We start from the raw sequence: 26,305 nt of genomic DNA on the forward strand, positions 1-26,305 counted from the left end.
ACCTCTGCAACGAGGTCTATCGCCTACTCGGCGGCTACGGGGCTGAGTGCGCGATTAATTTTGAATAACCACTTACTCGGGGATGCTCCTGATTATACGGGCAACGCACCGTCGAATCATCTTCCCGGCGGCGTTTTTGCTCGGCACGGCATTCAGTATGAGAGGCGTTCAACACAAACGACGACGCCGCCCCGAGGGGCGGCGTCATGCCTTCACACGGAGGAACTCACTCCTCGACGCGCACCAGCCAGGACTCGACGGTATCGGAACCGTGCTCGTCCTTCCAGGCCTTGAGGGTCTTCTGGTTACCGCCGCGAGTTTCCACGACTTCACCGGTATTGGGGTTCTTGTAGATCTTGAGCTTGCGCTTGCGGCGCGCACCACCGGTCGCCGGGGCGGCGGCACTGCCGCGAGATGCCGCGCCCGGCTTGGGATCAAGCAGCGCAATGACGTCGGCAGCACTCTTGTCGAACTCGCGCATCAGCGACTCGAGCTTTTCCTTGAACTCGAGCTCGGCCTTGAGACGGTCGTCGTTCTGCAGCTTGTCCAGTTCCGACTGGAGTTGCTTGAGCTGCTGCTCCATCTGCATGTAGTTGCTGAGCAGTGATGACATGTATTAGTTCCTTCTCGGGGATTACAGGATGCAGCGGCATTATTGCCTTTTAAAACTTCCTTGGCAACATTATGAACATCCAATCGAAGTTCGGCAAACTAGGAGTGTGACGTTTAACGGTAAACTTTGCCACTAACTCGCCGCGGAAACTCGTGGAGTTCCATTGTAGCGCCTTCCCCGGCACGAGACGCGCCAGAACCATCGAAGATATCGGTACAACAAAAAGATACCGGAACAACAAAAGAAGGCGCCGCCCCGAGGGGCGGCGCCTTGTCAGACGATGAGGGAGGGAGTCCCTCTCGCTATCAGTCCTGACCCATCTGCTGCTTGATGAGGTCGCCGATGGTGGTCGGACCACCGCTCTCGGGCGACTCCTCACGCAGCTTCTTGAGGTTCTGGCGAGTGTCGTCCTGATCCTTGGCCTTGATGGACAGGGCGATCTGGCGGTTCTTGCGATCGACACCGATGATGCGGGCCTCGACGCTGTCGCCCTCGCTCAGCACGTTGCGGGCATCCTCGACGCGGTCGGCACTGATCTCGGAGGCCTTCAGCACGGCGACGACATCGGTAGCCAGCTCGACCTGGGCTTCCTTGGCATCGACCTCGACCACGCGACCGGTGACAATGGAGCCCTTGTCGTTGACGGCCAGGAACTCGGACACCGGATCGGTATCGAGTTGCTTGATGCCCAGCGAGATGCGCTCACGCTCCGGATCGATGGAGAGGATGACGGCTTCCGCCTCGTCGCCCTTCTTGAACTGGCGAACGGCTTCCTCGCCGGTGTCGGTCCAGGAGATGTCGGACAGGTGCACCAGGCCGTCGATGCCGCCTTCCAGGCCGATGAAGATGCCGAAGTCGGTGATCGACTTGATGGTGCCGGTGACGCGGTCACCCTTGTTGTAGCGCGCGTTGAAGTCTTCCCAGGGATTGGTGGTGCACTGCTTGATGCCCAGGGAGATGCGGCGACGCTCCTCGTCGATGTCCAGCACCATGACGTCCACATCGTCGCCGACCTGCACGACCTTGGACGGATGGATGTTCTTGTTGGTCCAGTCCATCTCGGAGACGTGGACCAGGCCCTCGACGCCCTCTTCCAGCTCGGCGAAGCAGCCGTAGTCGGTGAGGTTGGTGACCTTGGCGTGGACCTTGGTGCCTTCCGGGTAGCGATCCTTGATGTTGACCCACGGATCCTCGCCCAGCTGCTTCAGGCCCAGGGAGACGCGGTTGCGCTCGCGGTCGAACTTGAGCACCTTGACGGTGATCTCGTCGCCCACGGCCACGATCTCGCTCGGATGCTTGATGCGCTTCCAGGCCATGTCGGTGATGTGCAGCAGGCCATCGACGCCACCGAGGTCGACGAAGGCGCCGTAGTCGGTGAGGTTCTTGACGATACCGACGATCTGCTGGCCTTCCTGCAGGGTCGCCAGCAGGGCTTCACGCTCGGCGCTGTTCTCGGCCTCGAGCACGGCACGACGGGACACGACGACGTTGTTGCGCTTGGCGTCGAGCTTGATGACCTTGAAGTCGAGTTCCTTGTTCTCGAGGTGGGTGGTGTCGCGCACGGGGCGGACATCCACCAGGGAACCCGGCAGGAAGGCACGGATGGAGTCGACGTCGACGGTGAAGCCACCCTTGACCTTGCCGTTGATCACGCCCTTGACGATCTCTTCCTTCTCGAAGGCAGCTTCCAGCACCTTCCACGCTTCGGCGCGCTTGGCCTTCTCGCGGGACAGGCGTGTCTCGCCGAACCCGTCCTCGACGGCTTCCAGGGCGACGTGCACCTCGTCGCCGACGGCGATGGTGAGTTCGCCGTTATCGTCGCGGAACTGGGCCGCGGGGATCTGACCTTCTGACTTCAGGCCGGCATTGACGGTGACCCAGTCGCCGTCGATGTCGACGATGGTAGCCGCGACGATGGCGCCCGGCTCCATGTTGATGTCCTGGAGAGACTGTTCAAACAGTTCAGCAAAGCTTTCGCTCATGATGTTCCTACGTGATCAACGTTGAGTACGGCGTTGCCGCCTTCTCCGCACCACCAGCGAGTGCGGGCCTTATTTACCAAGCCCCCGGGGATGTTGGCGCTGGTTCGACCTGGCCCGGCTCACGGCGAATCGAAGTGCCGGACCACGTCATCACATCCTGCCGGAGGCGCCGCAAGGGAGTGTCAGGTGGCGGATGCCAGACCGCGTTCGGTCAGCAGTTCCGTCAGCCGATCCACCACTTCCGGTATCGTCAGGCGCGTGGTGTCAAGCGTGATGGCATCGATGGCCGGCTTGAGCGGGGCCACGCTGCGCTGCATGTCGCGGGCATCGCGCGCCTGAATCTCCTTCAGAAGACTCGATAGACTAGCATCCACCCCGGCCTCCCGCAACTGGAGGTGGCGCCGTCTCGCCCGTTCGGAGGCCGAAGCGGTGAGAAAGATCTTGAGCGGCGCGTCCGTGAACACCACGGTGCCCATGTCGCGCCCATCGGCCACCAGGCCGGGGGTCTGCCGGAAGTCGCGCTGGCGCTGCAGCAGCGCCTCGCGTACGGCGGGCAGCGCGGCGACCCGGGAGGCGGCATCCCCCACCTGCTCGGTGCGGATCGCGGTGGTGGCGTCCCGCCCCTCCAGCAGCACGGTGGTGGCCTCACCCTCGGCGACGAAGACCACGTCCAGCGAGGCGGCGATGCGGGCCAGCGCCGGCTCGTCGTCCAGGGGCACCTCGTGCTTCACGGCGGCCAGTGCGGTCAGGCGATAGAGCGCTCCGCTGTCGAGCAGGTGCCAGCCCAGGCGTGCGGCGACCAGGCGACTGATGGTGCCCTTGCCTGCCCCGCCCGGGCCATCGATGGTCAGTACCGGTGCCGAATCGCTCATGACGCCTCCTGCTGTTCCTCGAGGGTCAACCCGACTCGGCGCGCCAGATCGATGAAGCCGGGGAAGGAGGTCGCCACGTTGGCACAGTCGTCGATGACGATCTCGCCCCCGGCGCGCAGCGCGGCGATGGCGAAGGCCATGGCGATGCGGTGATCCCCGAGGCTGTCGATGTGCCCGCCGCCATAGCTGGCCCCCTCGCCGCCCTCTCCTTCAGGACGGCCGACGATATCGATGCCATCCTCGAGCAGCACATGCTCGACGCCGAGGGTGGCCAGGCCGTTGGCCATCGCCTGAAGCCGGTCGGACTCCTTGACGCGCAGCTCCTCGGCGCCCCGCAGGCGGGTGGTGCCCTCGGCGTTGGCCGCGGCGATGAACAGTGCCGGGAACTCGTCGATGGCCAGCGGCACCTGCTCCACCGGGATGTCGATGCCCTTGAGCGGCGCGTAGCGGATATGCAGGTCGGCCACCGGCTCGCCGCCCACCTCGTGCTCGTTCTCCAGGCGCAGGTCGGCGCCCATCAACTCGAGGATGTTGATCACGCCGATGCGGGTCGGGTTGATGCCGACGTGCTCCAGCACCAGGTCCGAACCCGGCGTGATCGCCGCGGCCACCAGAAAGAAGGTCGCCGAGGAGATGTCCGAGGGCACGTCGATGGGTGCCGCGGTGAGCCTGCCACCGCCCTGCAGCCAGCAGGTGTCGCCCTCGCGGTGCACTGCATAGCCGAAGCCCTGGAGCATGCGCTCGGTATGGTCGCGGGCCGGCGCTGGCTCGCGCACGCGGGTCTCGCCCTCGGCGTAGAGGCCGGCAAGCAGCAGGCAGGACTTCACCTGGGCGCTGGCCATGGGCATATCGTAGGTGATGCCCTTGAGCGCGCGGCCACCGTGGATATGCAGCGGCGGGCGGCCGCCCTCGGCGGTATCGATCTCGGCGCCCATCAGGCGCAGCGGATCGGCCACCCGCCCCATGGGGCGTTTGGTCAGGGAGGCGTCGCCGGTGAGCTCGGTGTCGAAGGCCTGGCCGGCCAGCAGCCCGGCGAAGAGGCGCATGGCGGTGCCGGCATTGCCCACGTAGAGCGGCCCGGCGGGCGGCTTGAGGCCGTGCATGCCCACGCCATGGACGGTCACGCGGCCCTGGTGGGGCCCCTCGATGGCCACGCCCATCTCGCGGAAGGCCTGCAGGGTGGCCAGGCTGTCCTCGCCCTCGAGGAAGCCCTTCACCTCGGTGACCCCGTCGGCCAGCGCCCCGAGCATGATGGAGCGATGGGAGATCGACTTGTCCCCGGGCACGCGGATCCGCCCGGTGACGCCACCGCCGGGGCTGACCCGGTAGCGCAGCTTGCCGTGTTGTTGCATCTGGTACTCCGCCTGATAACTGGTCTGGTTGAGCAGGGATTCGAAATAGTGACGGGCATGACTGGCCCGGTCGAAGGTGGCCAGCATGGCATCGCCGTCGCCGCGCTCCACCGCCTGGCGCAGCCTGGCCACGCCGGCCTCGAAGTCGTCCAGGGCGGCAAGCACCGCATCGCGGTTGGCGATGAAGATGTCGCGCCACATCACCGGGTCGCTGCCGGCGATGCGGGTGAAGTCGCGAAAGCCGCCGGCGGCGTAGCGGAAGATCTCCAGGCGCTCGTCCTGGCGGGCCAGGGTGTCCACCAGCGAGAAGGCCAGCAGGTGCGGCAGGTGGCTGGTGCGGGCCAGCACTTGGTCGTGGCGGGCCACGTCCATCTCCAGCACCTCGGCCCCGCTGGCCTCCCAGAGCGCGCGCACCCTGGCCATCGCGGCCGGATCGGTATCGGGCTCGGGCGTCAGGATCACCTTGTGGCGCAAATAGAGCCCGGCATCGGCGGCCGCGACCCCGCTCTTTTCCGAGCCGGCGATGGGATGGCCAAGCACCAGGTTGGCCGGCATGCGACCGAAGGCGGCCACGGCCGCCTCGCGGATCGCCGCCTTGGTGCTGCCCACATCGGTGACGACGACATCGGGCGCGGCGCGATCGAGGCAGGCGGCCAGCTGGGCCATCACATCGCGCATGGCCAGCACAGGCACCGCCAGCACCACCAGCGACGCGCCCTCGATCACCGCCTCGAGGCGGGTGTCACCGCCGTCGATCAGGCCCATCTCGATGCCCCGGGCGATCTCGCCCGCATCGGGATCGCAGGCGAGGATCTCCCGCTTGAAGCCTGCCTGCCGAAGGGCCGCGGCCAGAGAGCCGCCGATCAGCCCCAGGCCGACGATCAGGATGCGCCGCTCATCGGGCGGCGGCTTCACGATGCCCGCCATCCCTCAGAGCACGCCGACGGGATAGGAGCCCAGCACCTTCACCTCGGCGGCGCGCAGCTGGACCTCCTCCAGCATGGCCGCGACGCGAGGCTCCTCGCGGTGCCCCTTGAAGTCGATGAAGAACACGTAGTTCCACACGCCGGTGCGCGACGGGCGGGTCTCGAGGCGCGTCATGTCGATCTGGTGGCGATGGAAGGGCTCGAGCAGGTCGTGCAGGGCCCCCGGCTGGTTGCGCATCGCGACCACCAGCGAGGTCTTGTCCTCGCCGGAGATGGGCACATTCTGGTTGCCGATGATCAGAAAGCGCGTGGAGTTGTCCGGACGGTCCTCGATCTTCTCGGCCAGCTTGGCGAGCCCGTAGAGCTTGGCGGCCATGTCGCCGGCGATGGCCGCGCTGTGCCACTCGGTCTTGACCAGGCGGGCGGCCTCGGCATTGGAGGAGACCGGCACCCGCTCGGCCTGGGGAAAGTGGGCGTCGAGCCACTTGCGGCACTGGGCGAAGGATTGCGGATGGGAGTAGATCCGCGAGACCTTGTCGCGACGGGTCGTCTCGGCCACCAGCAGGTGATGGTGGATGCGCAGCACCACCTCGCCGCAGATGCGAAGCCCGGAGTCCATGAAGGAGTCGAGGGTATGGTTGATCACCCCCTCGGTGGAGTTCTCCACCGGGACCACGCCGTAGTTGACGGCGCCGGCCTCCACCTCGCGGAACACCTCGTCGATGGCCGCCATCGGCAGGCTGATGGCGCTCTCGCCGAAGTGCTTGAGGGTGGCCTGCTGGGTGAAGGTGCCCTCAGGCCCCAGGTAGGCGACCTTGACCGGCTGTTCCAGGGCGAGGCAGGCCGACATGATCTCGCGGAACAGCCGCGCCATCTCCTCGCTGTCCAGGGGCCCCTGGTTGAGCTCCATGATCCGGCGCAGCACCTGGGCCTCGCGCTCGGGCCGGTAGAAGACCGCGCCGGGCTCATGCTCGGCCTTGATCTCGGCCACCTGCTGGGCACAGGCCGCCCGCTCGCTGATCAGGCGCAGGATGTCGTTGTCCAGGGCGTCGATGCGCTGGCGGAGCGCCTCGAGGCTGACGGTAGGCTCGGTCATGGATTATCCCCTGCGTTTCTCGAAATCGGCCATGAAGGCGATCAATGCCTCGACGGCGGCCTCTGGCACGGCGTTGTAGAGGCTGGCCCGCATGCCCCCCACGCTGCGATGCCCCTTGAGGTTGAGTAGCCCCGCCGCCTCGGCCTCGTCGAGGAACAGGCGGTCCAGGCGCGGGTCGGCCAGCACGAAGGGCACGTTCATCCGCGAGCGGTTGCGCAGCGTGATCGGGTTGGCATAGAGGGCGCTGCCGTCGATGGCCGCGTAGAGCCGAGCCGCCTTGCGGCTGTTGATGGCGTCCATGGCCGCCAGCCCGCCGACATCGTCCTTGAGCCAGTCGAAGACCAGCCCCGCCAGGTACCAGCTGTAGGTGGCCGGGGTGTTGACCATGGAACCGGCCTCGGCCAGGGCCTTGTAGCCGAAGAGCGTCGGCATGTCGTCGCGTGCCTGGTCCAGCAGGTCGTCACGCACGATCACCACCACCAGGCCCGCGGGCCCGATGTTCTTCTGGGCACCGGCGTAGATCACCCCGAACCTCGAGACATCCAGCGGGCCGGAGAGGATGGACGAGGACATGTCGCAGACCAGCGGCACCTCGCTGCCATCCGGCCGGCGGGCCTCGGGAATGTAGTCGAAGGCGAGCCCGCCGATGGTCTCGTTGGCGGTGTAGTGCAGGTAGGCGGCGTCGTCGGAGAGGACGATCTCCTCCTGGCGCGGCACGGCACTATGGCCGTTCTCCTCGCTGCTGGCGGCCACATGGACGTCGCCGAACAGGTGGCGCGCCTCGCTGATCGCCTTCTTGCCCCAGATGCCGGTGTGCAGGAAGTTGGGCCGGCCGCCGGCCCCCAGCAGGTTGTAGGGCAGTGCGGCGAACTGCAGGCTGGCCCCGCCCTGGGTGAATAGCACCCGGTAGTTGTCGGGAATGGCCAGCAACTCGCGCAGGTCGGCCTCGGCCCGCTCGGCGATGGCGACGAAGTCGTCGCCGCGATGGCTCATCTCCATCACCGAGAGGCCGCGGCCGTGGTAGTCCAGCAGTTCGTCCCGGGCCCGCTCCAGCACGGCCGTGGGCAGCGCGGCCGGGCCGGCGCAGAAGTTGTAGTGACGTGTCATCAGCGTTGCGTGTCCTTATTCCTGATCCTGCTCACCGCCGGCCTCTTGTGTACCGTCATCCGCTGCCGCGTCGCCGGATGGCGCGACTCCCGCCTCGTCACCCGCCTCGGCCGGCACCTCGAAAGGGGCGTCCAGGGCCTCCTCGGGCTCGTCGATGCGCACGGTCTTGACCAGCTTCTCGTCGTTGCCCAGGCGGATCAGCATCACCCCCTGGGTGTTGCGCGAGCTGATCGAGACCTCGTCGACCCGGGTGCGCACCAGGGTGCCGCGATCGGTGATCAGCATCATCTCGTCGGTGGCGTAGACCTGCATGGCCGCCACCAGGGCGCCGTTGCGCTCGCTGGTCTGCATGGCGATCACGCCCTGGCCACCGCGCCCGCGCAGCGGGAACTCCTCGAGGCGGGTGCGCTTGCCGTAGCCGTTCTCGCTGGCGGTGAGGATATAGATCTGGCCGCCATTGCCGGCCTCGACGCTCGCGCCCTCCTCGGCCTCGGCCTCGACGTCGGCCTCGGCATCGATCTGCTGGCTCTGCGGGATGATCAGGCTGATCACCTCGGCGTCGCCGAGCAGGCGCATGCCGCGCACGCCGCGGGCGGTGCGGCCCATGGCGCGCACGTTGGACTCCTCGAAGCGGATCGCCTTGCCGTTGGAGGAGAGCAGCATGACATGATCGCTGCCGGTGGTGATGGCGGCGCCCACCAGGCGGTCGCCCTCCTCGAGGTCGATGGCGATCAGGCCCACGCTGCGCGGCCGCGAGAACTGCTCGAGGCTGGTGCGCTTGACGGTGCCGCGCTCGGTCGCGAAGAAGATGTAGCTCTGCGGGTCGTAGTCGCGCACCGGCAGGATGGCGTTGATCGCCTCGCCCTCGTCCAGCGGCAGCAGGTTGACCAGCGGCTTGCCCCGCGAGCCGCGGCTGGCGACGGGCATCTCGTAGACCTTGAGCCAGTAGACCTTGCCGCGGTTGGAGAACAGCAGCACGGTGTCGTGGGTCGAGGCCACCAGCAGGTGCTCGATGACGTCCTCGTCCTTCATCGCCGTGGCCGACTTGCCGCGCCCGCCGCGGCGCTGGGCCTGGTAGTCGGAGAGCGGCTGGGTCTTGGCGTAGCCGGTGCGCGACACCGTGACCACCATGTCCTCCTCGGCGATCAGGTCCTCGAGGCGCAGGTCCAGGTGGCTGGCCTGGATCTCGGTCTTGCGCGGGTTGCCGAACTGGTCGCGCACGGCGATCAGCTCCTCGCGGATCACCTCCAGCAGGCGCTCGGCGGAGGCCAGGATGGCGGTGAGCTCGGCGATCTTCTCGAGGATGCCGAGGTACTCGTCGAGGAGCTTCTCGGTCTCGAGGCCGGTCAGGCGGTGCAGGCGCAGCTCGAGGATCGCCTGGGCCTGGGCCGGCGACAGGCGGTATTCGCTGCCGGCCTGGTTGAGGCCGAAGCCCTCCTCCAGCTCCTCGGGCTTGCAGGAGGTGGCGCCGGCGCGCTCGAGCATGCCGGTGACCTGCCCCGGCTGCCAGGACCTGGCCAGCAGCTTCTCCTTGGCCTCTGACGCGTTCGGCGAGGCCTTGATCAGCTCGATCACCTCGTCGATGTTGGAGATGGCGACGGCCAGACCCTCGAGGATATGGCCGCGTTCGCGGGCCTTCTTCAGCTCGAAGAGGGTGCGGCGGGTGACCACCTCGCGGCGGTGGCGGATGAAGGCCTCAAGGATCTCCTTGAGGTTGAGGATCTTCGGCTGGCCATTGTCGATGGCCACCATGTTGATGCCGAAGACGGTCTGCAGCTGGGTCTGGGCGAAGAGGTTGTTGACCACCACCTCGCCGGACTCGCCGCGCTTGACCTCGATCACCACCCGCAGGCCGTCCTTGTCGGACTCGTCGCGCAGCTCGGCGATCCCCTCGATCTTCTTCTCCTTGACCAGCTCGGCGATCTTCTCGATCAGCCGCGCCTTGTTCACCTGGTAGGGAAGCTCGTTGACGATGATGTGGTCACGGCCGCTCTTGTCATCATGCTCGATGGTGTGGCAGGCGCGCACATAGATGCGCCCGCGGCCGGTGCGATAGGCCTCGAGGATCCCGGCACGGCCGTTGATGATGCCGCCGGTGGGAAAGTCCGGGCCGGGGACATGCTCCATCAGGTCGTCGACGGTGAGGGTGTAGTCGTCGATCAGCGCCAGGCAGGCGTTGATGATCTCGCCCATGTTGTGGGGCGGGATGTTGGTCGCCATGCCCACGGCGATGCCCGAGGAGCCGTTGATCAGCAGGTTCGGGACCTTGGTGGGCAGCACCTCGGGGATGCGCTCGGTGCCGTCGTAGTTATCGACCCAGTCGACGGTGTCCTTCTCCAGGTCGGCCAGCAGCTCGTGGGCGAGGCGGGCCATGCGCACCTCGGTGTAACGCATGGCGGCGGCGTTGTCGCCGTCGATGGAGCCGAAGTTGCCCTGGCCGTCGACCAGCACATGGCGCATCGAGAAGTCCTGGGCCATGCGCACGATGGTGTCGTAGACGGCGCTGTCCCCGTGGGGGTGATACTTACCGATGACATCGCCCACCACGCGGGCGGACTTCTTGTACGGCTTGTTCCAGTCGTTGCCGAGTTCGTGCATGGCGAACAGCACGCGCCGGTGCACCGGCTTGAGGCCATCGCGCACGTCGGGCAGCGCACGGCCGATGATCACGCTCATCGCGTAATCGAGGTACGACTGCTTGAGCTCGTCCTCGATGTTGACTGGCAGAATCTCTCTGGCGATGTCACCCATGGGTCGTCGAATCCTTTGCACTGCAACAGGTTGGCGCGTCACGTGGCCGTGACATGGCGCGCAATATCAGCCTGGCATCATACCATCCCGGACGGTGCAAAGGGAGCTGTGCAAGGGGCTAAGGCAGGACCAGCGCCGCCATGGCCTCGCGGATCTCGCCGCCGATCTCGATGGCCCGATGGGTCGCCACGTCGAGCAGCACGAAGGTGATGTCGGCACTGGCCACCGGCTTGCCGTCCCGCACCCGACGGACCTCCTGGTGCATGCGGGCACGCCGCGAGCCGAGCTCGGCGAGCCGGGTCAAGACCTCCAGGTCGTCGCCGGCCACGGCGGCACGCCGGTAGTCGATGTTGAGGTTGACCGCGACGAAGGCCACGTCGCCCTTCTGCAGGAAGGCGGCCAGCCCGGGGCGGTCGTCGAAGTAGGCCCAGCGCCCCTCCTCCAGGAATTCCAGGTAGCGGGCATTGTTCACGTGGCCATAACCATCCAGGTGATAGCCTCTGACACGCAGGGCGGTGCGGGAAATGCGGGGATCCATGCGGGGGACTCCTGAGCGGACAAGGCCTCGATTCTAGTCGGGGCGGCCGCCGATATTCAAACCATCGTTTGAACACTTACCTTTCACCCCGCCCGTCCAGGCGCTGGCACCGGCGGCTCCCTTTGGCCATAATGTGCCCCTTTTCGCTCGGGAAATGCTCCATGTGGTTCAAGCACTTGCACCTCTACCGCCTGCACGACGCCCCTGAGCTGGATGCCGCCAGCCTGGAAACCGCCCTCGGCGAACAGGCCTTTCGCCCCCTGGGCGGCAGCGAGGCGCGTCGCCTGGGCTGGTCCGCGCCGGCCGGCCGGGCCGGGACCCAGCTCCTGCACGAGCTGCAGGGCCAGCGCCTGATGACCGCCCTGCGCCAGGAACGCATCCTGCCCGCCTCGGTGGTCCGCGAGGAGGTCGAGGAGCGCAGTGAGGCCATCGAGACCAGCGAGGGACGCAAGCTGCGCCGCCAGGAGAAGCTGGCGATCAAGGAACAGGTCTACGAGGAGCTGCTGCCCCGCGCCTTCGTGCGTAGCCAGAAGGTCGACCTGTGGTGGGACAGCCGCCGCCAGCTGATCGCCGTCAATGCCAGCTCCCGCAAGCGGGCCGAGGAACTCCTCGACCTGCTGCGCGAGACCCTGGGCAGCCTCAAGGTGACGCCACTTGCCAGCCAGACGCTGCCCATGCGCGCCATGACCACCTGGCTCGGCGACCCGGGCTCGCGGCCGGCCGACCTGGTGCTCGGCGACCAGGTGGAGCTCAAGGCCAAGGGCGACGACGGCGTGCTGCGTGCTCGCCAGGTCGATCTCGACAGCGACGAGATCCAGCAGCTGCTGGAGAGCGGTCGCCAGGCCAGCAAGCTGGCACTGTCGATCGAGGGCCGGCTAAGCTTCGTGCTGCATGACGACCTGGCGATCAAGTCGCTGCGCTTCGACGACGCCCTGATCGACGAGGCCTCCCAGGCCGACGATGGCGATGACGCCCTGGTTCGCCTGGAGACCGACTTCATCCTGATGACCCAGGCGCTGGCCGAGAACATCGAGCGCCTGATCGAGTGGCTGGGTGGCGAGGCCGGCAGCGCCGGTGACGCCCGCAGCGCCTGATCGCTTCCGACCACAGCCTGGATCCCATGACCGAGACTCAGCACACTCCCGCATCCGACCCCTGGGCCGAGATCCGCCCCTACCAGGACGACGAGGTGGCCGAGGTCCTCGCGCGCCTGGCCCATGATGCCGAGCTGCTCGATGCCCTTACCCGCTATCGACTGCCGCGGCTCAGCCGTTTCATGCCTCGCCTGTCGCGCATCCTGGCCAGCATCGCCATCCGCCGCGAGGTGCGCGGCGTGACCGGCGTGCATGACTTCCAGATGCGTATCGCCAGCTACATGCAGCGCATGATCCGCACCTCCACCGACACCTTCGAGGTGGCGGGGCTCGAGTCGCTGGACCCGGACAGGGCCTATCTCTTCATCGGCAACCATCGCGACATCTCGCTGGACCCGGCCTTCGTCAACTACGCCCTCTACCTGGCCGGGCGCGATACCGTGCGCATCGCCATCGGCGACAACCTGCTCAAGAAGCCCTACGTCAACGACCTGATGCGCCTCAACAAGAGCTTCATCGTGCCGCGCAGCGCCCGCGGCAAGCGGGCCATGCTGGCCGCCTACCAGAACCTCTCCGCCTATATCCGCCACTCCATCCTCGAGGACAACCACTCCATCTGGATGGCCCAGCGCGAGGGGCGCGCCAAGGACGGCATCGACCGCACCGACCCGGCGATCGTCAAGATGCTGACCATGGCCCGGCGCGGGCGGGAGCGTCAGGCGAGCATCGGCGAGGCCATCGCCGAGCTGCGCCTGGTGCCGGTCTCGATCAGCTACGAGTACGACCCCTGCGACCTGCAGAAGGCCAGGGAGCTGCACGCCATGCAGACCAGCGGCAACTACCAGAAGAGCGAGTTCGAGGACATCAGCTCCATCGTCGCCGGCATCACCGGCCACAAGGGGCGGGTGCAGCTCACCTTCGGCACCCCGCTCGCGGCGGACTTCGACGACCCCGAGGCCGTGGCCGCCGAGATCGACCGCCAGGTCCTGGCCGGTTACCACCTCTTCCCCAGCCACTTGCTGGCCCTGGAGGCCCTGGGCGAGGCGCCCGACCTGCTCGACCTGAGCGAGGTCAGCGACGCCGACCGCGCCCGCTTCCAGGCTCGCCTGCAGCAGGTGCCCGACGACCTTCGAGAGTTCTGGCTGGCCCAGTACGCCAACCCGGTGCTCCACAAGGCGGGACGCTGCCGTTGAGGGACGAGGCATGAGCCACGAGAAGCCCGGCATGAACGCCCAGGCGACCAACGGTCAGGCGCCGGCCCCGGGCCGTGCCGCCCAGACCCGCGAGGCCCACAAGGTCACGCTGATCGGCGCCGTCATCGACTTCGTGGTCGGCGTGGCCAAGATGCTAGCCGGCTTTGCCGTGGGCTCGGCGGCCCTGGTGGCCGACGGCATCCACTCCTTCTCGGACATCCTGACGGACCTCTTCGTGGTCGCCGCCACCCACTTCGGCCGCCAGGAGCCCGACAGCAACCACCCCTACGGCCACGGCCGCATCGAGACCCTGGCCACCCTGTGGCTGGGCAGCGTGCTGATCTTCGTCGCCGGGGGCATCGCCTGGGCAAGCATCACCCGGCTGCTGGGCGGGGAGCCGGTGCCTGCCCCGGGTCCCTGGGCGATCGGCATCGCCGTGGCGGCCCTGCTCGCCAAGGAGTGGATCTTCCGCTACACCCTGCGCGTGGCCAAGCGGGTCAATTCGCGGCTGCTCGAGGCCAATGCCTGGCACTCGCGCTCCGATGCCCTCTCCACCGTGGTGGTGCTGGTGGGCCTGGTGGCGGCCCAGTTCGGGGTCGGCTGGATGGATGCCGTGGCCGCCATCGTGGTGGGTATCATGGTCGGCCAGGTCGGCGGTCGCCTGCTCTGGGAGTCCAGCCAGGAACTCATCGACACGGCGCTGCCGCTCGCCCAGCGCGACCGCATGCGGGAGATCGCCGAGCGCGTCCCCCACGTCAACGGGGTGCACGACCTGCGGACCCGCAAGCTGGGCAGCGACGTGATCCTCGACCTGCACATCGTGGTGCCACCGCGGGTCACCGTTTCCGAGGCCCACGAGATCGGCAACGAGGTGAGCCGGCGCCTGCGCGAGGCCTTCCCCGAGCTCGCCGACGTCACCTTCCACATCGACCCCGAGGACGATTCGGGCGAACTCGAGCACAGCCTGCGCCCCGGCCTGCCGCTGCGCAGCGACGTGGTGGAGCTCCTCGATGGCGCCTGGCACGGGCTGCCGATCTGGCACGCCCGCGTCGCGCTGGACCTCCACTACCTGGACAACCAGGTGGACGTCTCCCTCTACGTCAAGGCGCTGCCCGACGGCCAGACCCTCGAGGACGCGGCCGGTGAACTGCGAAGTGCCGCCCGGGCGCTCGACTGGGTCGGCCGGCTGCGGATCTGGCTGGGCCCCGGCAAGGGCTGAGCCGCCCGACATGATGCCACTCACTCCCCTCGCATTAGGGGTCTACGACCCCTAGACTTGAGCAAACGCTCATTCAGGCCCGCCGCATGCCGCCGCCCTCTCCCAGGACACTCGACTCGCCCGGGCGCCGCCGTTTCCTGGCGGGGCTCGGCGGCCTGTCGCTGGTCATCGGCCTGGGACTGCGTCCGTCTACGGGCGAGGCCAACCTCTCGCCGGAGCGCCTGCGCCGCAGCATGCAGGCCCAATATGGTGCGCGTGGGCTGGAGAGTCTCGAGGCATGGTTCGCGCTGCTCGAACGGCTGCGTCCTGCCGACCTGAAGACCCGCCTGCGCGAGGTCAACGCCTTCTTCAACCGGCGAGTGCGCTGGCTCGACGATATCGACATCTGGGGCCAGGAAGACTACTGGGCGACGCCGCTGGAGACCCTGGGCCGCGGCCAGGGGGATTGCGAGGACTTCTCCATCGCCAAGTACATCACCCTCAAGGAGCTGGGGGTGCCCGGCGACGAGTTGCGCATGATCTATGTCCGCGCACGCATCGGCCGCAGCGGCATCACCCAGGCGCACATGGTGCTGGGCTACTACGAGACCCCCGCGGCGGACCCGCTGGTGCTCGACAACCTGGTGCCCTCGATCACCCGCGGCTCGCTGCGCGACGACCTGGATCCGCTGTTCAGCTTCAACAGTAGCGGCCTCTGGGCCGGCGGCTCCACCCGGTCGCGCGCCGACCCGGTGGCGCGCCTGTCGCGCTGGCGACGGGTGATCGGTCGCATGCAGGAGCAGGGATTCATTCAAGGGGGATAACAAGATGTCGCTCATCAAGCAGCTATGGCTGACCATCGTGGTACTGCTGCTGCTCGCCTTCGGCGGCAGCCTGTTCATCGGGGTCAGCTCCAGCCGGGCCTATATCGAGCAGGAAGTGCGCATCAAGAATGCCGACAATGCCAATGCCCTGGCGCTGACCATGAGCCAGATGCCCAAGGACCCGGTGACCCTGGAGCTGCTGGTGGCCGCCCAGTTCGATACCGGCCACTACCGGCGCGTGGAACTTCGCGACCCGCAGGGCGAGATCATCGAGCAGCGCCGGGCCGGCGAGGCGATCGAGGACGTGCCGGCCTGGTTCGTCGACCTGGTGCGCTTCGAGGTCCCCCCGGGAGAGGCCGTGGTCCAGGACGGCTGGCGACAGTTCGGCACCCTCACCCTCCAGAGCCAGCACAGCTTTGCCTATCGCTCCTTGTGGCGCAGCAGCCTGGAACTGGTCGGCTGGTTCGCCCTTGCCGCCGCCCTCAGCCTGCTACTGGCCTGGTGGATCGTGCGCACCATCCGCCGCCCGCTGCGCAACGTCGTCGACCAGGCCCTGCAGATCGGCGAGCGGCGCTTCACCACCATTCCCGCCCCGCGCACGCGGGAGCTGCGCGAGGTAGTGGAGGCCATGAACCAGCTCTCCGCCGCCGTCCGCGACATGCTCGGCGAGGAGAGCCAGAAGCTCGACCTGCTGCGCCGGCGACTGCAGCACGACGGCGTGACCGGCGTGCTCAAGCGCGAGGCCTTCCTGGCCCAGCTGCAGATCCACCTGGAGAGCCAGGATTCCCGGGCCAGCGGCACGCTCGCCCTGGTGCGCCTCGCCCGCCTGGCCGAGGTCAACGAGCGGCTCGGTCATGGCGAGACCGATGCCCTGCTGCACGCGCTGGCTATCGGCCTGGACCAGTTCGGCAAGGTCCGCGGCGGCGGCATCGTGGGCCGCCTCAACGGCAGCGATTTCGTCCTGTTGCTGCCCGGCGCCCATGACCTGGAGCCGCTGCGGCATGAGCTCGGCAAGCGCCTCGCCGCCCTGAGGGAGCAAAGCCGGGTGCCCCTCGGCCTGCCCGCGGCACTCGTCGACTACGCCCAGGGCGACCAGCGTAGCGTGCTGCTGGCAAGCCTGGACGGCGCCCTTGCGGCCGCCGAGACCCGTGGCGACCAGAGCCTGGTCATCGCCGAGGGGCCCCAGCGCCGCAGCCTGTTCACCAGCCATGGCGAATGGCGCCGCGCCCTCCAGGAGGCCATGGCCAAGGGCATCTACCTGGCCCACTACCCGGTACTCGATGGCGACGGGGAACTGCTGCACTTCGAGAGTCCCTCGCGGCTGCGCCTAAACAGCGAGTGGCAGCCCGCCGGGGTCTTCATGCCCTGGGTCTCGCGACTCGAGCTCGACAGCCGGCTCGACCTGGCGGTGATCGACGAGGCCGTGCGCGACATCACCCAGCGCGGCAAGCCGCTGGGCATCAACCTCTCGGCCGCCTCGATCCAGGACGCCCGCTTCGTCATGGAGCTCCAGGCACGGCTCAGGGCACGGCCCGACGTCGCCGAGCGGCTCTGGCTGGAGATCCCGGAGTCCCTGGCGATCCACGACCTGGCCAGTTTCCGCAGCCTGTGCCACGCCCTGCAGCCTCTCGGCTGCCGGATCGGCCTGGAGCATGTCGGCGCCGAATTCACCCGGATCGCCGACCTGCAGGACCTCGGGCTTGGCTACCTCAAGATCGACAGGACGCTGGTCAAGGAGGTCGACAAGGTCGCCGAGCAGCAGACCATCCTGCGTGGCATGGCCACGCTCTGCCATTCACTGGGGATACTGGCCATCGGCGAGGGGGTCGAGAACCGCGAGGAGGCGCTCATGCTCTTCGAGCTTGGCCTGGACGGCGCCACCGGCCCCGGCATCCGGCAGCACGATAAGCCCACGAGCTGACACGACACGGGCCGACACTCAGGAGAGTGCCGGCCCGTGTCGTCAGGTCACCAGGCGACTTGCCCGGTCTAGATCACCCCGCCCTCTTCGTCGCTGCCGGACACCAGCTGCAGGCCATTGAGACGGCGACGCAGCGACTGGCGCTCCATCACCTTCTCCTGGGCGGCCGGCGGCAGGTCGGTGAAGCTGATCACCCCCTTGTCCATCAAAAGCTCGATCACATCCTCAAGCACCCGCACGAAGGCGAGGTCCGAGGCCTGGAAGTGCGCCTGCCCCTTTTCCACCTCACCGTCCATCAGGAAGGCCAGCAGCTCCGGGGAGTCCGCCGGCAGGTACTCGCTGCACGCAGGCGTCTCCTCGCGACTGACCAGTTCGATGCGTCCTTCATGGTCACGCTTGATGTACATGGGAGGCTCCTGAAAAGGTCCTGACGGCAGCATAGGCGGCGGAGACGGGAGGCAACAAGCCAGCGCCCGGCCAAGTCCAGGCGCTGGGGTGAGGGAGCGAACTGGTTACTCGATGTCGAGTTGGCCGTCATTTATCATGTCGTCAATCAAGCTAGGACTGTAGGCAACACCCCCAAGCTCAATGGTCTGGTCGGCACCCACGATGTTGCCCTCGCCATCTACAGACAGACCTCCTGTAGTGCTGATATGAAGAATAGTATCAGAACCGCTCTCCTCTGCCTGGATGTAGCTGGAGAGGTCCGCACCTTCGGACATATTGCCAAGAAGGTCGGAGACATCCAGGACATCCCCTTCAGAAACAATAAAGTCCGTGACAGTGTCGTTGGCCGAACCACTGCTGGAGCCCTCCTGATCACCGAAGTTCCAGACGAAGGTGTCGGCACCGGCACCACCGACCAAGCTGTCACTGCCTGGGCCACCGACAAGGATATCCTCACCATCGCCCCCGGAAAGCGTGTCGTCACCCTCGCCACCGATCAGGATATTGTCCTGATCGTCACCAGTCAGTGTATCACCGAAATCGGAACCGATGAGATGGGGCTGGGCAGCGGAGGATGCTTCATCGACTCCTGAAGTGGCATCCGAACTATCCAGAGTCCCTTCCGGCAGCAGCATGATATCAAGGGAGCCAGTGGCGATATCCCCGTCGCCATCCACTATCTCGATCGGAAGGGAGAGATCAACGGGCTCGCCCGGCTCCGTGACCGTGGTGCCGAAATCACCGATCTGGAAACTATCTTCACTGGTGTTGATAAATTCTATGCTGTTGTATCCATCTCCGGTGTAGGTTGAGATCACGGTGTCTTCGGCGACCCCAGCGACCGTTGCCGTTCCATCGCTTTTGAAATTGACGACAAAGGATTGGCTGTCTGCACCCAGAGAGGTCTCGTAAATGCCATCAGCTCCCGCCATCTCTGACGTAACCAGCAACATCTCGCCACCGTAGCTGATTCCGATCGCTGTGATCGTATCGAGAATGCCATCACCGACCAGATAGGGAGTGATCTCGGAATCATTATCGTCATAGGCCTTGATCAATACCGTTGCATTATCGGAGCTGACAAACTGTGCGGTTGCTCCATTGACCAGATAATGGTGATCGAAGACATACCCATCTTCCACCTTGGTGTCGCCACTGAGATCCTGAACAAAGTCGACCCGCATGCCCTGACTAAGGTTGACAAACGTATTGTCCACCCCACCCACATTGGCCGTGGTATTCAGGGTATCAGCATTGATGGGCGTCAATAGAAGGTCACGGCTATCCTCCTGCGTATCTATGGATTGACCTCGGATCTTCTCGATGGTGTTGAATCCACCCCACTCTCCTGTTCCCCCGGTGAATTCATAACCACCGGCATTGAAGTCAATGGCCATGGCACCACCATCCACGCTACCGATCATGTCCAGCGTATAGGTATCCTGCCCCTCGGCATTCGGACTCAACGTAATGGTGAAGATATTCCCCGTCGCCTCGGTGTAAGCCGTCAGGGTCAGGCCATCCTCGGATACATCGAAGAGGATGGGCACACCCCCAGACGTCAGTCCGGTGGACGCCAGGGCCTCAAGGGATAAGGGGAAGCGCACGGTGTCACCGGAATCGGGTCCGAAGTTATCCTCGATCTGATCGTCGAAATCCAGCACCCCTGTCAGACTTTCTCCAGCAAGATTGGCCAGATAACCATTCTCCGGTGCAATGAACCTCGGCCCGGCGTCATCGAACAGCATGTTGCCACCCAGGTCCAGCGTAACGCTGTCGGTGGCGGTATCACCGTCGCTGTCGGTGATGGTCACCGTGCCCATCAGGTTCACCAGCCCGGTGCCCAGCACCTTCTGATCACTGGCGTAGTCGCTGGTGTCGGCGATGTCGTGATCGATCGGCGCAGTCTGCGTCAGCGTGACGCTACCGGAACTATCCACTGTCAGGCTGAACACGATATTGGTGCCATCAATGCCATCAGTGGTCGCACTGGTCGATCCAATCACCTCAGCGTCTACCAGGTGCAGGTAGATCGTAGAACCACCACTGGTCAGCCCGGAGTCTGTGCCATTGCCATCCACCAGAGATAGCGCATAGCTCCAGCTGGGTGTGGTACCTGCTCCATCAGCACCATAGGCACTATCGGCCACCGAAAATGCCGCGGCGAAGCTGGCAGTTGCAGTATCGGTGAGCTCCGCATCCTGCGTGTTGAGGGTCACACTGTCACGATCGCTAACGCTGACAGTGATACTGGGACCGTCGTCGTAGAAGGTCACCGCCCCGCCGATCTCGACACTGGCATTGTCGGTGTCGCCGTCGGCGTCGGTCACCGTCACCGTGGCGGTGATCAGGCCGTCCAGGTCGAGGGTGTCGTTGGCATTCGCGGGATCCTGATGCTCCAGCGCGACGACCTGGGTCACCGTCAGCGTGCCGTCGGTGTTGATCACCACCGTGAAGGCGGTCTGGGTGTCACCGGCACCGTCCACGTACTGACCGGTGATGGTGGTGGCGTCGGTGGCCACCAGGCTGATCGGGTAGTCGCCCTGGGCGGTGGCCAGCGTGGTGGTGCCGGTACCGCTCAGCGCGAGGCCGTAGACAGTGGCATTGCTGGCCGCCGCACCGTCGGCACCGAACAGCACCGTGGTGTCGACGATGGCGGCATCACTGGTGGCACTGATCGAGCCGTCGACGAAGGCTTCGCCGGCAGTGGTCTCGTCGAGACTGACGCTGCTGCCCACGGCGTCGATGGTGACGCTGGGACCGTCGTCGTAGAAGGTCACCGCCCCGCCGATCTCGACACTGGCATTGTCGGTGTCGCCGTCGGCGTCGGTCACCGTCACCGTGGCGGTGATCAGGCCGTCCAGGTCGAGGGTGTCGTTGGCATTCGCGGGATCCTGATGCTCCAGCGCGACGACCTGGGTCACCGTCAGCGTGCCGTCGGTGTTGATCACCACCGTGAAGGCGGTCTGGGTGTCACCGGCACCGTCCACGTACTGACCGGTGATGGTGGTGGCGTCGGTGGCCACCAGGCTGATCGGGTAGTCGCCCTGGGCGGTGGCCAGCGTGGTGGTGCCGGTACCGCTCAGCGCGAGGCCGTAGACAGTGGCATTGCTGGCCGCCGCACCGTCGGCACCGAACAGCACCGTGGTGTCGACGATGGCGGCATCACTGGTGGCACTGATCGAGCCGTCGACGAAGGCTTCGCCAGCACTGCTCTCGTCGACGCTGACGCCGACTTGTCCAGGTTCTACCGAGACCATCGGCACATCATCGATGATGTCGATATTCAGTGCTTCCGTCGTACTGTCACCATCACTGTCGGTCAGGACGACGGTGAAGGCGTCGCGAACCCCGTCGCTGGACGGCCCCTGGCTCTCGTGGTCGAGAGTGTTGTCGCCCAGGGTATAGGTCCAGCTGTAGATACCATCGTCATCGACGGTCACTTCAAGGGTGCCGTACTCCCCCTGGACGGTACCACCGCCTGTGACATCCACGCCTTGAACCACCACGCTGGTGATCACGATGCTGCCGACGGAGTCATTGCCCGTCTCGATCGCGAAGACTCCTCCGGTGGTCTCATAATCCATTTCGGGGTAGCTGCCATCAGGCAAGCCAGCCTCACTGACCTGGCCTTCACCCGGGATCAGCGAGGGCGTGGAGTCCCCCGAAATGCTCAGGCTGACCGTGGCCGTGGCCGTATCGCCATCCGCGTCGGTGATGGTGTAGCTGAAGCTGTCGGCGCCCTCGGCGCCGGGAGCGGCGGTGTAGGTGAAGGTACCGTCGCCGTTGTAGACCACGGACCCTTGGTTGGGCCCAGTGGCCACGACAATGCCATTCTGCAGGTCGACGCCATCGGCGCCCGCGGTATCGTTGGCGAAGACGTCGATGTCGACGCTGCCGTCTTCCGGGATCTGACCTACGACATCGTTCGCTGCCGCGGGCCCGTCGTCGGTGATAGCAATCACCAGGGTCGCGGGGGCGGAGACATCGCCGTCATCGTCGGTCACCCGCACGGCAAAGGTGTCGGCCAGCTGGTCAGCCTCGCCGGTCTCGCCCGTCACCGGGTGATCGGCAATCTGGGTGAGTGTGTAGGACCAGCTCCCGTCGGTGTTCACCGTCAGGATGCCGAAGGCGCCGGTCACTTGGGTACCGTCCGCACCGATCCCGATCCAGTTGCCCTCGGCATCCTGCACCTCGATAAGCGCCAGCAGGTCAGTGCCGGTGTCGATCTGGAACGTGCCCGAGGTGGTCAGGGAGCCACCGCCGCTGCCCTCCGGCAGGGCCGACTCCCAGACCATGTCGCCATCCCCGTCGAGATCGCTGGTACCGACGGACGGGATCGAATCCGGCTCATCCTCGAGCGCCTGCTCCTCGACTGCCTGCCCCTCGACCTCGGGGATACCGCCAAGGGATGCCAGGCCGTACTCGTAGGCGAGCGGATTGACGTTCTCGGTGATGCGCGCGAGACGCACGAAGTCGTGCCCACCGCCTTCACCGCCGGCGCCCCCGGCACCGGCCGCGGTGGCATCCAGGTCCTCGAGCAGGTCCCCCTCCCCCTCGTCGATTGCCGTGAGCAGGGCCTCCAGGTCCACGTCCTGGGCGCTCGCCTCCTCCGCGGCCACCGGCTGCTCGGCATCGAGGTCGGGAGTCATCACGACCTCCTGCCCCCCGTCGATCACGGTGGGGTCGAGGCTGTCGGCGAAGTCGAGCTCCACCCGGCCATTGTCCGAGGTGACGAGCGTCTCGCCCTCCTGCAGGGTGTCCCCCACCCGCAGTTCGCGAAGGTTGCCGGCCTCGTCACGTGCCCAGGCCTGGCCGCTGATGGAGATGATGGTTGCGATGGTCATGAGATGACTCCCTGCGTACGAAGCGCGTGTGATGCCGCCCACGGAAGAACGGGTTATATGATCAAACTAGGCCAGGTTCCGGGGAAGGAATATTGTACTGTTGGGCAGGGCAGCGCCCTGCCATTGACCTGCGTCAAGCCGATGGCCATCTCAGCCGCCGCGCAGGCTCAAACCGCTTCACGCTGGGACAGGCGAAGGATCAGCTGGAGCCGGTCACGCACGCCGAGCTTGCGGAAGATGGCACCGAGGTGCGCCTTCACGGTCCGCTCGGTGATCTCGAGCCGGCGCGCCACCTCCTTGTTGCTCTGCCCTTCCGCCACCGCCAGCGCCACCGCCCTTTCACGATCGGTCAGCCCGGAGAGGGCCTCGTCCTGGTGCTGCGACTCCCCGCCCAGGGCCCGGTAGGCACCGCCCATCACCTGGGCCAGCAGTTCCGGGGGCACCCAGATCCCCTGGTGGCGGGTCACCAGCGCCATCTGGCTCAGCAGCTCGGGGGCCGAGAGGGCATGGCCGTAGCCCCGGGCACCGGCGTTCAGGGCCCGCAGCGCCTCGTGCGAGCTGGGCGTATAGCTCAGCACCTTGACCGTGGCCCCGCGGCCGGCGAGCAGGGAGACCAGGCCCTGCCAGCCCGTGAGGTTGCTCATGACCCACACGCCGTCGCCGGACCCGGCCTGGGCGCGGGCCTGTGGTGGCGTGACCAGGCGCGCCTCGTCGAAGGCCGCGCGCCAGCGCGGGACCTCGTCAGGCCCCTGACAGACGAAGAGCTCTGCCATCATCGTTCTCCCATGGAATTGTCCCAGGCCCGCAGCACGGGCTTGAGAAGGTACTGCATCACGGTGCGCTTGCCGGTCATGATGTCCACCTGGGCGGTCATGCCCGGAATCACGTCCAGTTCCTGGTGCACCTGGGCGTCTTCCGCCGTCCGCACCCGCACCAGGTAGAAGGTGTTGCCCTCCTCATCGGTGATGGTGTCGGCACTGATATGGTCGAGTTCGGCCTCGATCCCGCCGTAGATGGCGAAGTCGTAGGCGGTGAGCTTGATGGTCGCCGGCTGTCCGGGACGCAGGAAGGCGATATCCTGCGGCGCGATCCGCGCCTCCACCAGCAGGGCATCGTCGGTGGGCACGATATCGACCACTTCCTGGCCCGGCTGGACGACCCCGCCGAGGGTCGTGATGCCCAGGCGCTGGATCACGCCATCCACCGGCGAGCGGATCTCCGACAGCCGCACCCGGTCCTGCAGTCCGGCGCTGGACTCATTGAGGGCCGCCAGCTCGCCGAGCGTCCGCGAGAGCTCGGTGCGCCACTCGTTGCGCGCTTCCAGCTCGACCTCGCGCAGCTGGGCCTGGGCTTCCTCGATCGCCGACTGCAGCCGCTCCACCTGGGCGACGGCCTGGGCACGATCGCCGCTGGCCCGGGAGACCTCCCGCTGCAGCCTGAGGACCTCGACCTCGGACACGGCCCCGGACTGCAGCAGCGGCCGGGTGAGGTTGAGCTCCTGGCTGGCCATGCCAAGCTCCCTGGCGGCGGTATCGCGCCGCGACTGGGCTTCCTCGAGTTCGGCGCGCCGCTGGGAGAGGCGCTCCTGCAGGATGCTCTTCTCCTCGGCCAGCTTGTCGAGGCCGTTCTGGAAGAGCTCGCGCTCCTGGTCGACGATCTCGGGGGCCTTCTCGACCAGCTCCTCCGAGGGCATGAACGGCGACCCGGTGGCCAGGGCCCGCAGCCGCTCCGCCCGTGCCTGGAGCGACTGGGCCTTGGCACGGTTCTCGCGGAAGTTGGAGACGAAGCGGGTGGGATCGATGCGCATCAGCAGCTCGCCGGCTTCGACGAGCTGCCCCTCGCGGACCAGGATCTCCTGGACCACCCCGCCATCGAAGGACTGCACCCGCTGCAGTTGGCTCGAAGGAATCACCCGCCCCGTGCCGCGGGTCACCTCGTCGATGGAGGCGAACCAGGCCCACACCAGCAGCGCGGCGACGGCCAGCAGCACCACGTAGAGGAAGCCGCGCGCGCGGATCGGGTCCTGCTGGAGGCGGGCCCAGTCGGCGTCGCTGGCCCAGTCGCGGCTCAGGTGCGCGGAACTAACCCGGCGTGCGAAGAGCCGGTCGATGAAGGGCCGGAAGGGCCTGCCACCCGCCTCGGAGAAGCGGCCGATGGCCTCGAAGCCCTGCTGCTCGGCGGTCTTTTTCGAGCTGGCCATCAGCTGGCCCTCCCGATCTGGCCCTTGCGCAGGGCTTCCACCACCTTGTCGCGCGGGCCATCGGCCACCACCTTGCCGGCATCGATGACCAGGATGCGATCGACCAGCGAGAGCAACGAGGTGCGGTGGGTGACGACGATCAGGGTCTTGCCCTGGCCGTAGGCCTTGAGGTTGGCCTTGAAGGCCTCCTCGCTGGCGTGGTCCATGGAGCTGGTGGGCTCGTCGAGCAGCAGGATGCGCGGGTCATGGACGAGCGCCCGGGCGATGGCCACGGCCTGACGCTGGCCGCCGGAGAGCATCTGGCCGCGCTCGCCCACCGGCAGGTCGACACCCTGGGGATGCGCATTGACCAGGCTGTCGAGGCCGCTCAGCTTGATGGCGCGCAGCAGCGCCTCGTCGTCGACCCCGTCGCTGCCGCCACCGGCGATGATGTTGTCGCGCAGCGAGCCGAAGAACAGGCTGACATCCTGGGGTACATAGCCGATATGGCGGCGCAGCTGCACGGGGTCGAACTGGCGGATGTCGACGTCGTCGATCATCACCGCCCCGGCGGTGGGCTGGTAGAGCCCCAGCAGTAGCTTGTTGAGGGTGGTCTTGCCGCAACCGACACGTCCCAGCAGGGCCACCCGCTCGCCCGGTTCGATGGTCACCGAGATGTCATGCAGGGCCTCGCGCTCCGCCTCGGGATAGCGGAAGGAGACCTTGTCGAAATGGATCTCGCTACGCACCACCGGGCGGTCGATGAACGTCTTGCCCTCGGGACGCTCGACCGGCCGCTCCATCACCGCATTGAGCGACTGCAGCGCCGTGGAGGACTGGTGATACTGCGCCAGCAGGGCCGCGGCCTGGCTGATCGGGGCCATGGCTCGCGACGACAGCAGGTAGGCAGCGATCAGGCCGCCCTGGGTCAGGTTGCCCTCGATGATCTGGTAGACCCCGATGATGATCACGCACACGGCGACGCTGTGCTGGGCCCACAGCGCCACGCTTGCGACCGAGGAGCTCACCAGGCGCAGCTGCGCTGAGGTGCGCGACAGGAAGGCCGAGGCCTTCTCCCAGGTTCCCTGGATGCGGCTCTCGGCCCGCAGCGTCTTGACCGTCTCCAGGTTCGAGAGCGATTCGACCAGGGTGGCATTGCGCTGTGCTCCCACCCGCCAGGTGGTCTCGGAGAGCTCGTGAAGCTTGCCCTGGGCGGCCATGGCATAGAGCAGCACGAAGACGATACCTGCCAGCACCGGGATCACCAGCGGCGGGCCGATCAGCGCGATGATCCCCGCGAACATCAGCACGAAGGGCAGGTCGACCAGCGACACCACCGTGGCCGAGCCAATGAAGGCGCGCACC

General features: G+C 66.6%; 18 protein-coding genes. 5 read left to right on the forward strand and 13 right to left on the reverse strand.

Annotated elements, in window-relative coordinates:
• Positions 1 to 226: 226 nt before the first annotated feature.
• The 8 genes from SCI24_RS13375 to SCI24_RS13410 all read right to left on the reverse strand — a co-directional run bounded on the left by SCI24_RS13375 (position 227) and on the right by SCI24_RS13410 (position 11,237).
• Positions 227 to 613 carry a histone-like nucleoid-structuring protein, MvaT/MvaU family gene (locus SCI24_RS13375; protein ID WP_318725851.1) on the reverse strand — a complete coding sequence of 129 codons (387 nt, stop codon included), beginning with the start codon at positions 611 to 613 and terminating at the stop codon, positions 227 to 229.
• Positions 614 to 918: 305 nt separating this feature from the next.
• Entirely contained in the window at positions 919 to 2,595 is a 1,677-nt protein-coding gene (gene rpsA, locus SCI24_RS13380; protein WP_318725852.1) for a 30S ribosomal protein S1, read from the reverse strand.
• A 182-nt stretch (positions 2,596 to 2,777) separates the two neighbouring features.
• Complete coding sequence (gene cmk, locus SCI24_RS13385; protein WP_318725853.1) at positions 2,778 to 3,467, reverse strand: (d)CMP kinase; 690 nt, start codon at positions 3,465 to 3,467, stop codon at positions 2,778 to 2,780.
• Positions 3,464 to 5,734 (reverse strand): bifunctional prephenate dehydrogenase/3-phosphoshikimate 1-carboxyvinyltransferase, encoded by a 2,271-nt coding sequence (locus tag SCI24_RS13390; protein ID WP_318725854.1) that lies wholly within the window; start codon positions 5,732 to 5,734, stop codon positions 3,464 to 3,466. Before SCI24_RS13390 ends, cmk begins: the two co-directional genes overlap by 4 nt.
• A gap of 15 nt (positions 5,735 to 5,749) precedes the next feature.
• Positions 5,750 to 6,841, reverse strand: coding sequence for a prephenate dehydratase (gene pheA, locus SCI24_RS13395; protein ID WP_318725855.1), 1,092 nt, complete (start codon positions 6,839 to 6,841; stop codon positions 5,750 to 5,752).
• Between the two features lie 3 nt (positions 6,842 to 6,844).
• On the reverse strand, positions 6,845 to 7,948 hold the full coding sequence (gene serC, locus SCI24_RS13400) for a 3-phosphoserine/phosphohydroxythreonine transaminase (RefSeq protein WP_318725856.1): 1,104 nt from the start codon (positions 7,946 to 7,948) through the stop codon (positions 6,845 to 6,847).
• 15 nt (positions 7,949 to 7,963) lie between these two features.
• The gene (gyrA, locus tag SCI24_RS13405) at positions 7,964 to 10,699 is read right to left on the reverse strand and encodes a DNA gyrase subunit A (protein WP_318725857.1); all 2,736 of its coding nucleotides are present in this window, start codon (positions 10,697 to 10,699) and stop codon (positions 7,964 to 7,966) included.
• A 118-nt stretch (positions 10,700 to 10,817) separates the two neighbouring features.
• Entirely contained in the window at positions 10,818 to 11,237 is a 420-nt protein-coding gene (locus tag SCI24_RS13410) for a thioesterase family protein (protein WP_318725858.1), read from the reverse strand.
• Positions 11,238 to 11,398: 161 nt separating this feature from the next.
• Between SCI24_RS13410 and SCI24_RS13415 the strand changes: the two genes are divergently transcribed.
• From SCI24_RS13415 to SCI24_RS13435, 5 genes are all read left to right on the forward strand, one after another.
• Positions 11,399 to 12,331, forward strand: coding sequence for a recombination-associated protein RdgC (locus SCI24_RS13415; protein ID WP_318725859.1), 933 nt, complete (start codon positions 11,399 to 11,401; stop codon positions 12,329 to 12,331).
• 26 nt (positions 12,332 to 12,357) lie between these two features.
• A complete protein-coding gene (locus SCI24_RS13420; RefSeq protein WP_318725860.1) occupies positions 12,358 to 13,524 on the forward strand; it encodes a 1-acyl-sn-glycerol-3-phosphate acyltransferase in 1,167 nt (388 codons plus the stop codon).
• A gap of 31 nt (positions 13,525 to 13,555) precedes the next feature.
• Complete coding sequence (locus SCI24_RS13425) at positions 13,556 to 14,743, forward strand: cation diffusion facilitator family transporter (protein ID WP_318725868.1); 1,188 nt, start codon at positions 13,556 to 13,558, stop codon at positions 14,741 to 14,743.
• 86 nt (positions 14,744 to 14,829) lie between these two features.
• Positions 14,830 to 15,546 carry a transglutaminase-like cysteine peptidase gene (locus SCI24_RS13430; RefSeq protein WP_318725861.1) on the forward strand — a complete coding sequence of 239 codons (717 nt, stop codon included), beginning with the start codon at positions 14,830 to 14,832 and terminating at the stop codon, positions 15,544 to 15,546.
• A gap of 4 nt (positions 15,547 to 15,550) precedes the next feature.
• Entirely contained in the window at positions 15,551 to 17,467 is a 1,917-nt protein-coding gene (locus SCI24_RS13435; RefSeq protein ID WP_318725862.1) for an EAL domain-containing protein, read from the forward strand.
• A gap of 68 nt (positions 17,468 to 17,535) precedes the next feature.
• Here the strand turns inward: SCI24_RS13435 and SCI24_RS13440 are convergent, their stop codons facing one another.
• The 5 genes from SCI24_RS13440 to SCI24_RS13460 form a co-directional block, all read right to left on the reverse strand.
• A complete protein-coding gene (locus tag SCI24_RS13440) occupies positions 17,536 to 17,874 on the reverse strand; it encodes a tryptophan synthase subunit beta like protein (RefSeq protein WP_318725863.1) in 339 nt (112 codons plus the stop codon).
• 105 nt (positions 17,875 to 17,979) lie between these two features.
• On the reverse strand, positions 17,980 to 22,761 hold the full coding sequence (locus SCI24_RS13445; RefSeq protein ID WP_318725864.1) for a retention module-containing protein: 4,782 nt from the start codon (positions 22,759 to 22,761) through the stop codon (positions 17,980 to 17,982).
• 167 nt (positions 22,762 to 22,928) lie between these two features.
• The gene (locus SCI24_RS13450) at positions 22,929 to 23,534 is read right to left on the reverse strand and encodes a response regulator transcription factor (protein ID WP_318725865.1); all 606 of its coding nucleotides are present in this window, start codon (positions 23,532 to 23,534) and stop codon (positions 22,929 to 22,931) included.
• Entirely contained in the window at positions 23,534 to 24,961 is a 1,428-nt protein-coding gene (locus SCI24_RS13455) for an HlyD family type I secretion periplasmic adaptor subunit (RefSeq protein WP_318725866.1), read from the reverse strand. Before SCI24_RS13455 ends, SCI24_RS13450 begins: the two co-directional genes overlap by 1 nt.
• Positions 24,961 to 26,305: ATP-binding cassette domain-containing protein (locus SCI24_RS13460; RefSeq protein WP_318725867.1), on the reverse strand; the 1,345-nt coding region annotated here is incomplete at its 5' end. The genes SCI24_RS13455 and SCI24_RS13460, both read right to left, overlap by 1 nt.

The organism is Halomonas sp., from assembly GCF_033549285.1.
Lineage (GTDB): Bacteria > Pseudomonadota > Gammaproteobacteria > Pseudomonadales > Halomonadaceae > Halomonas.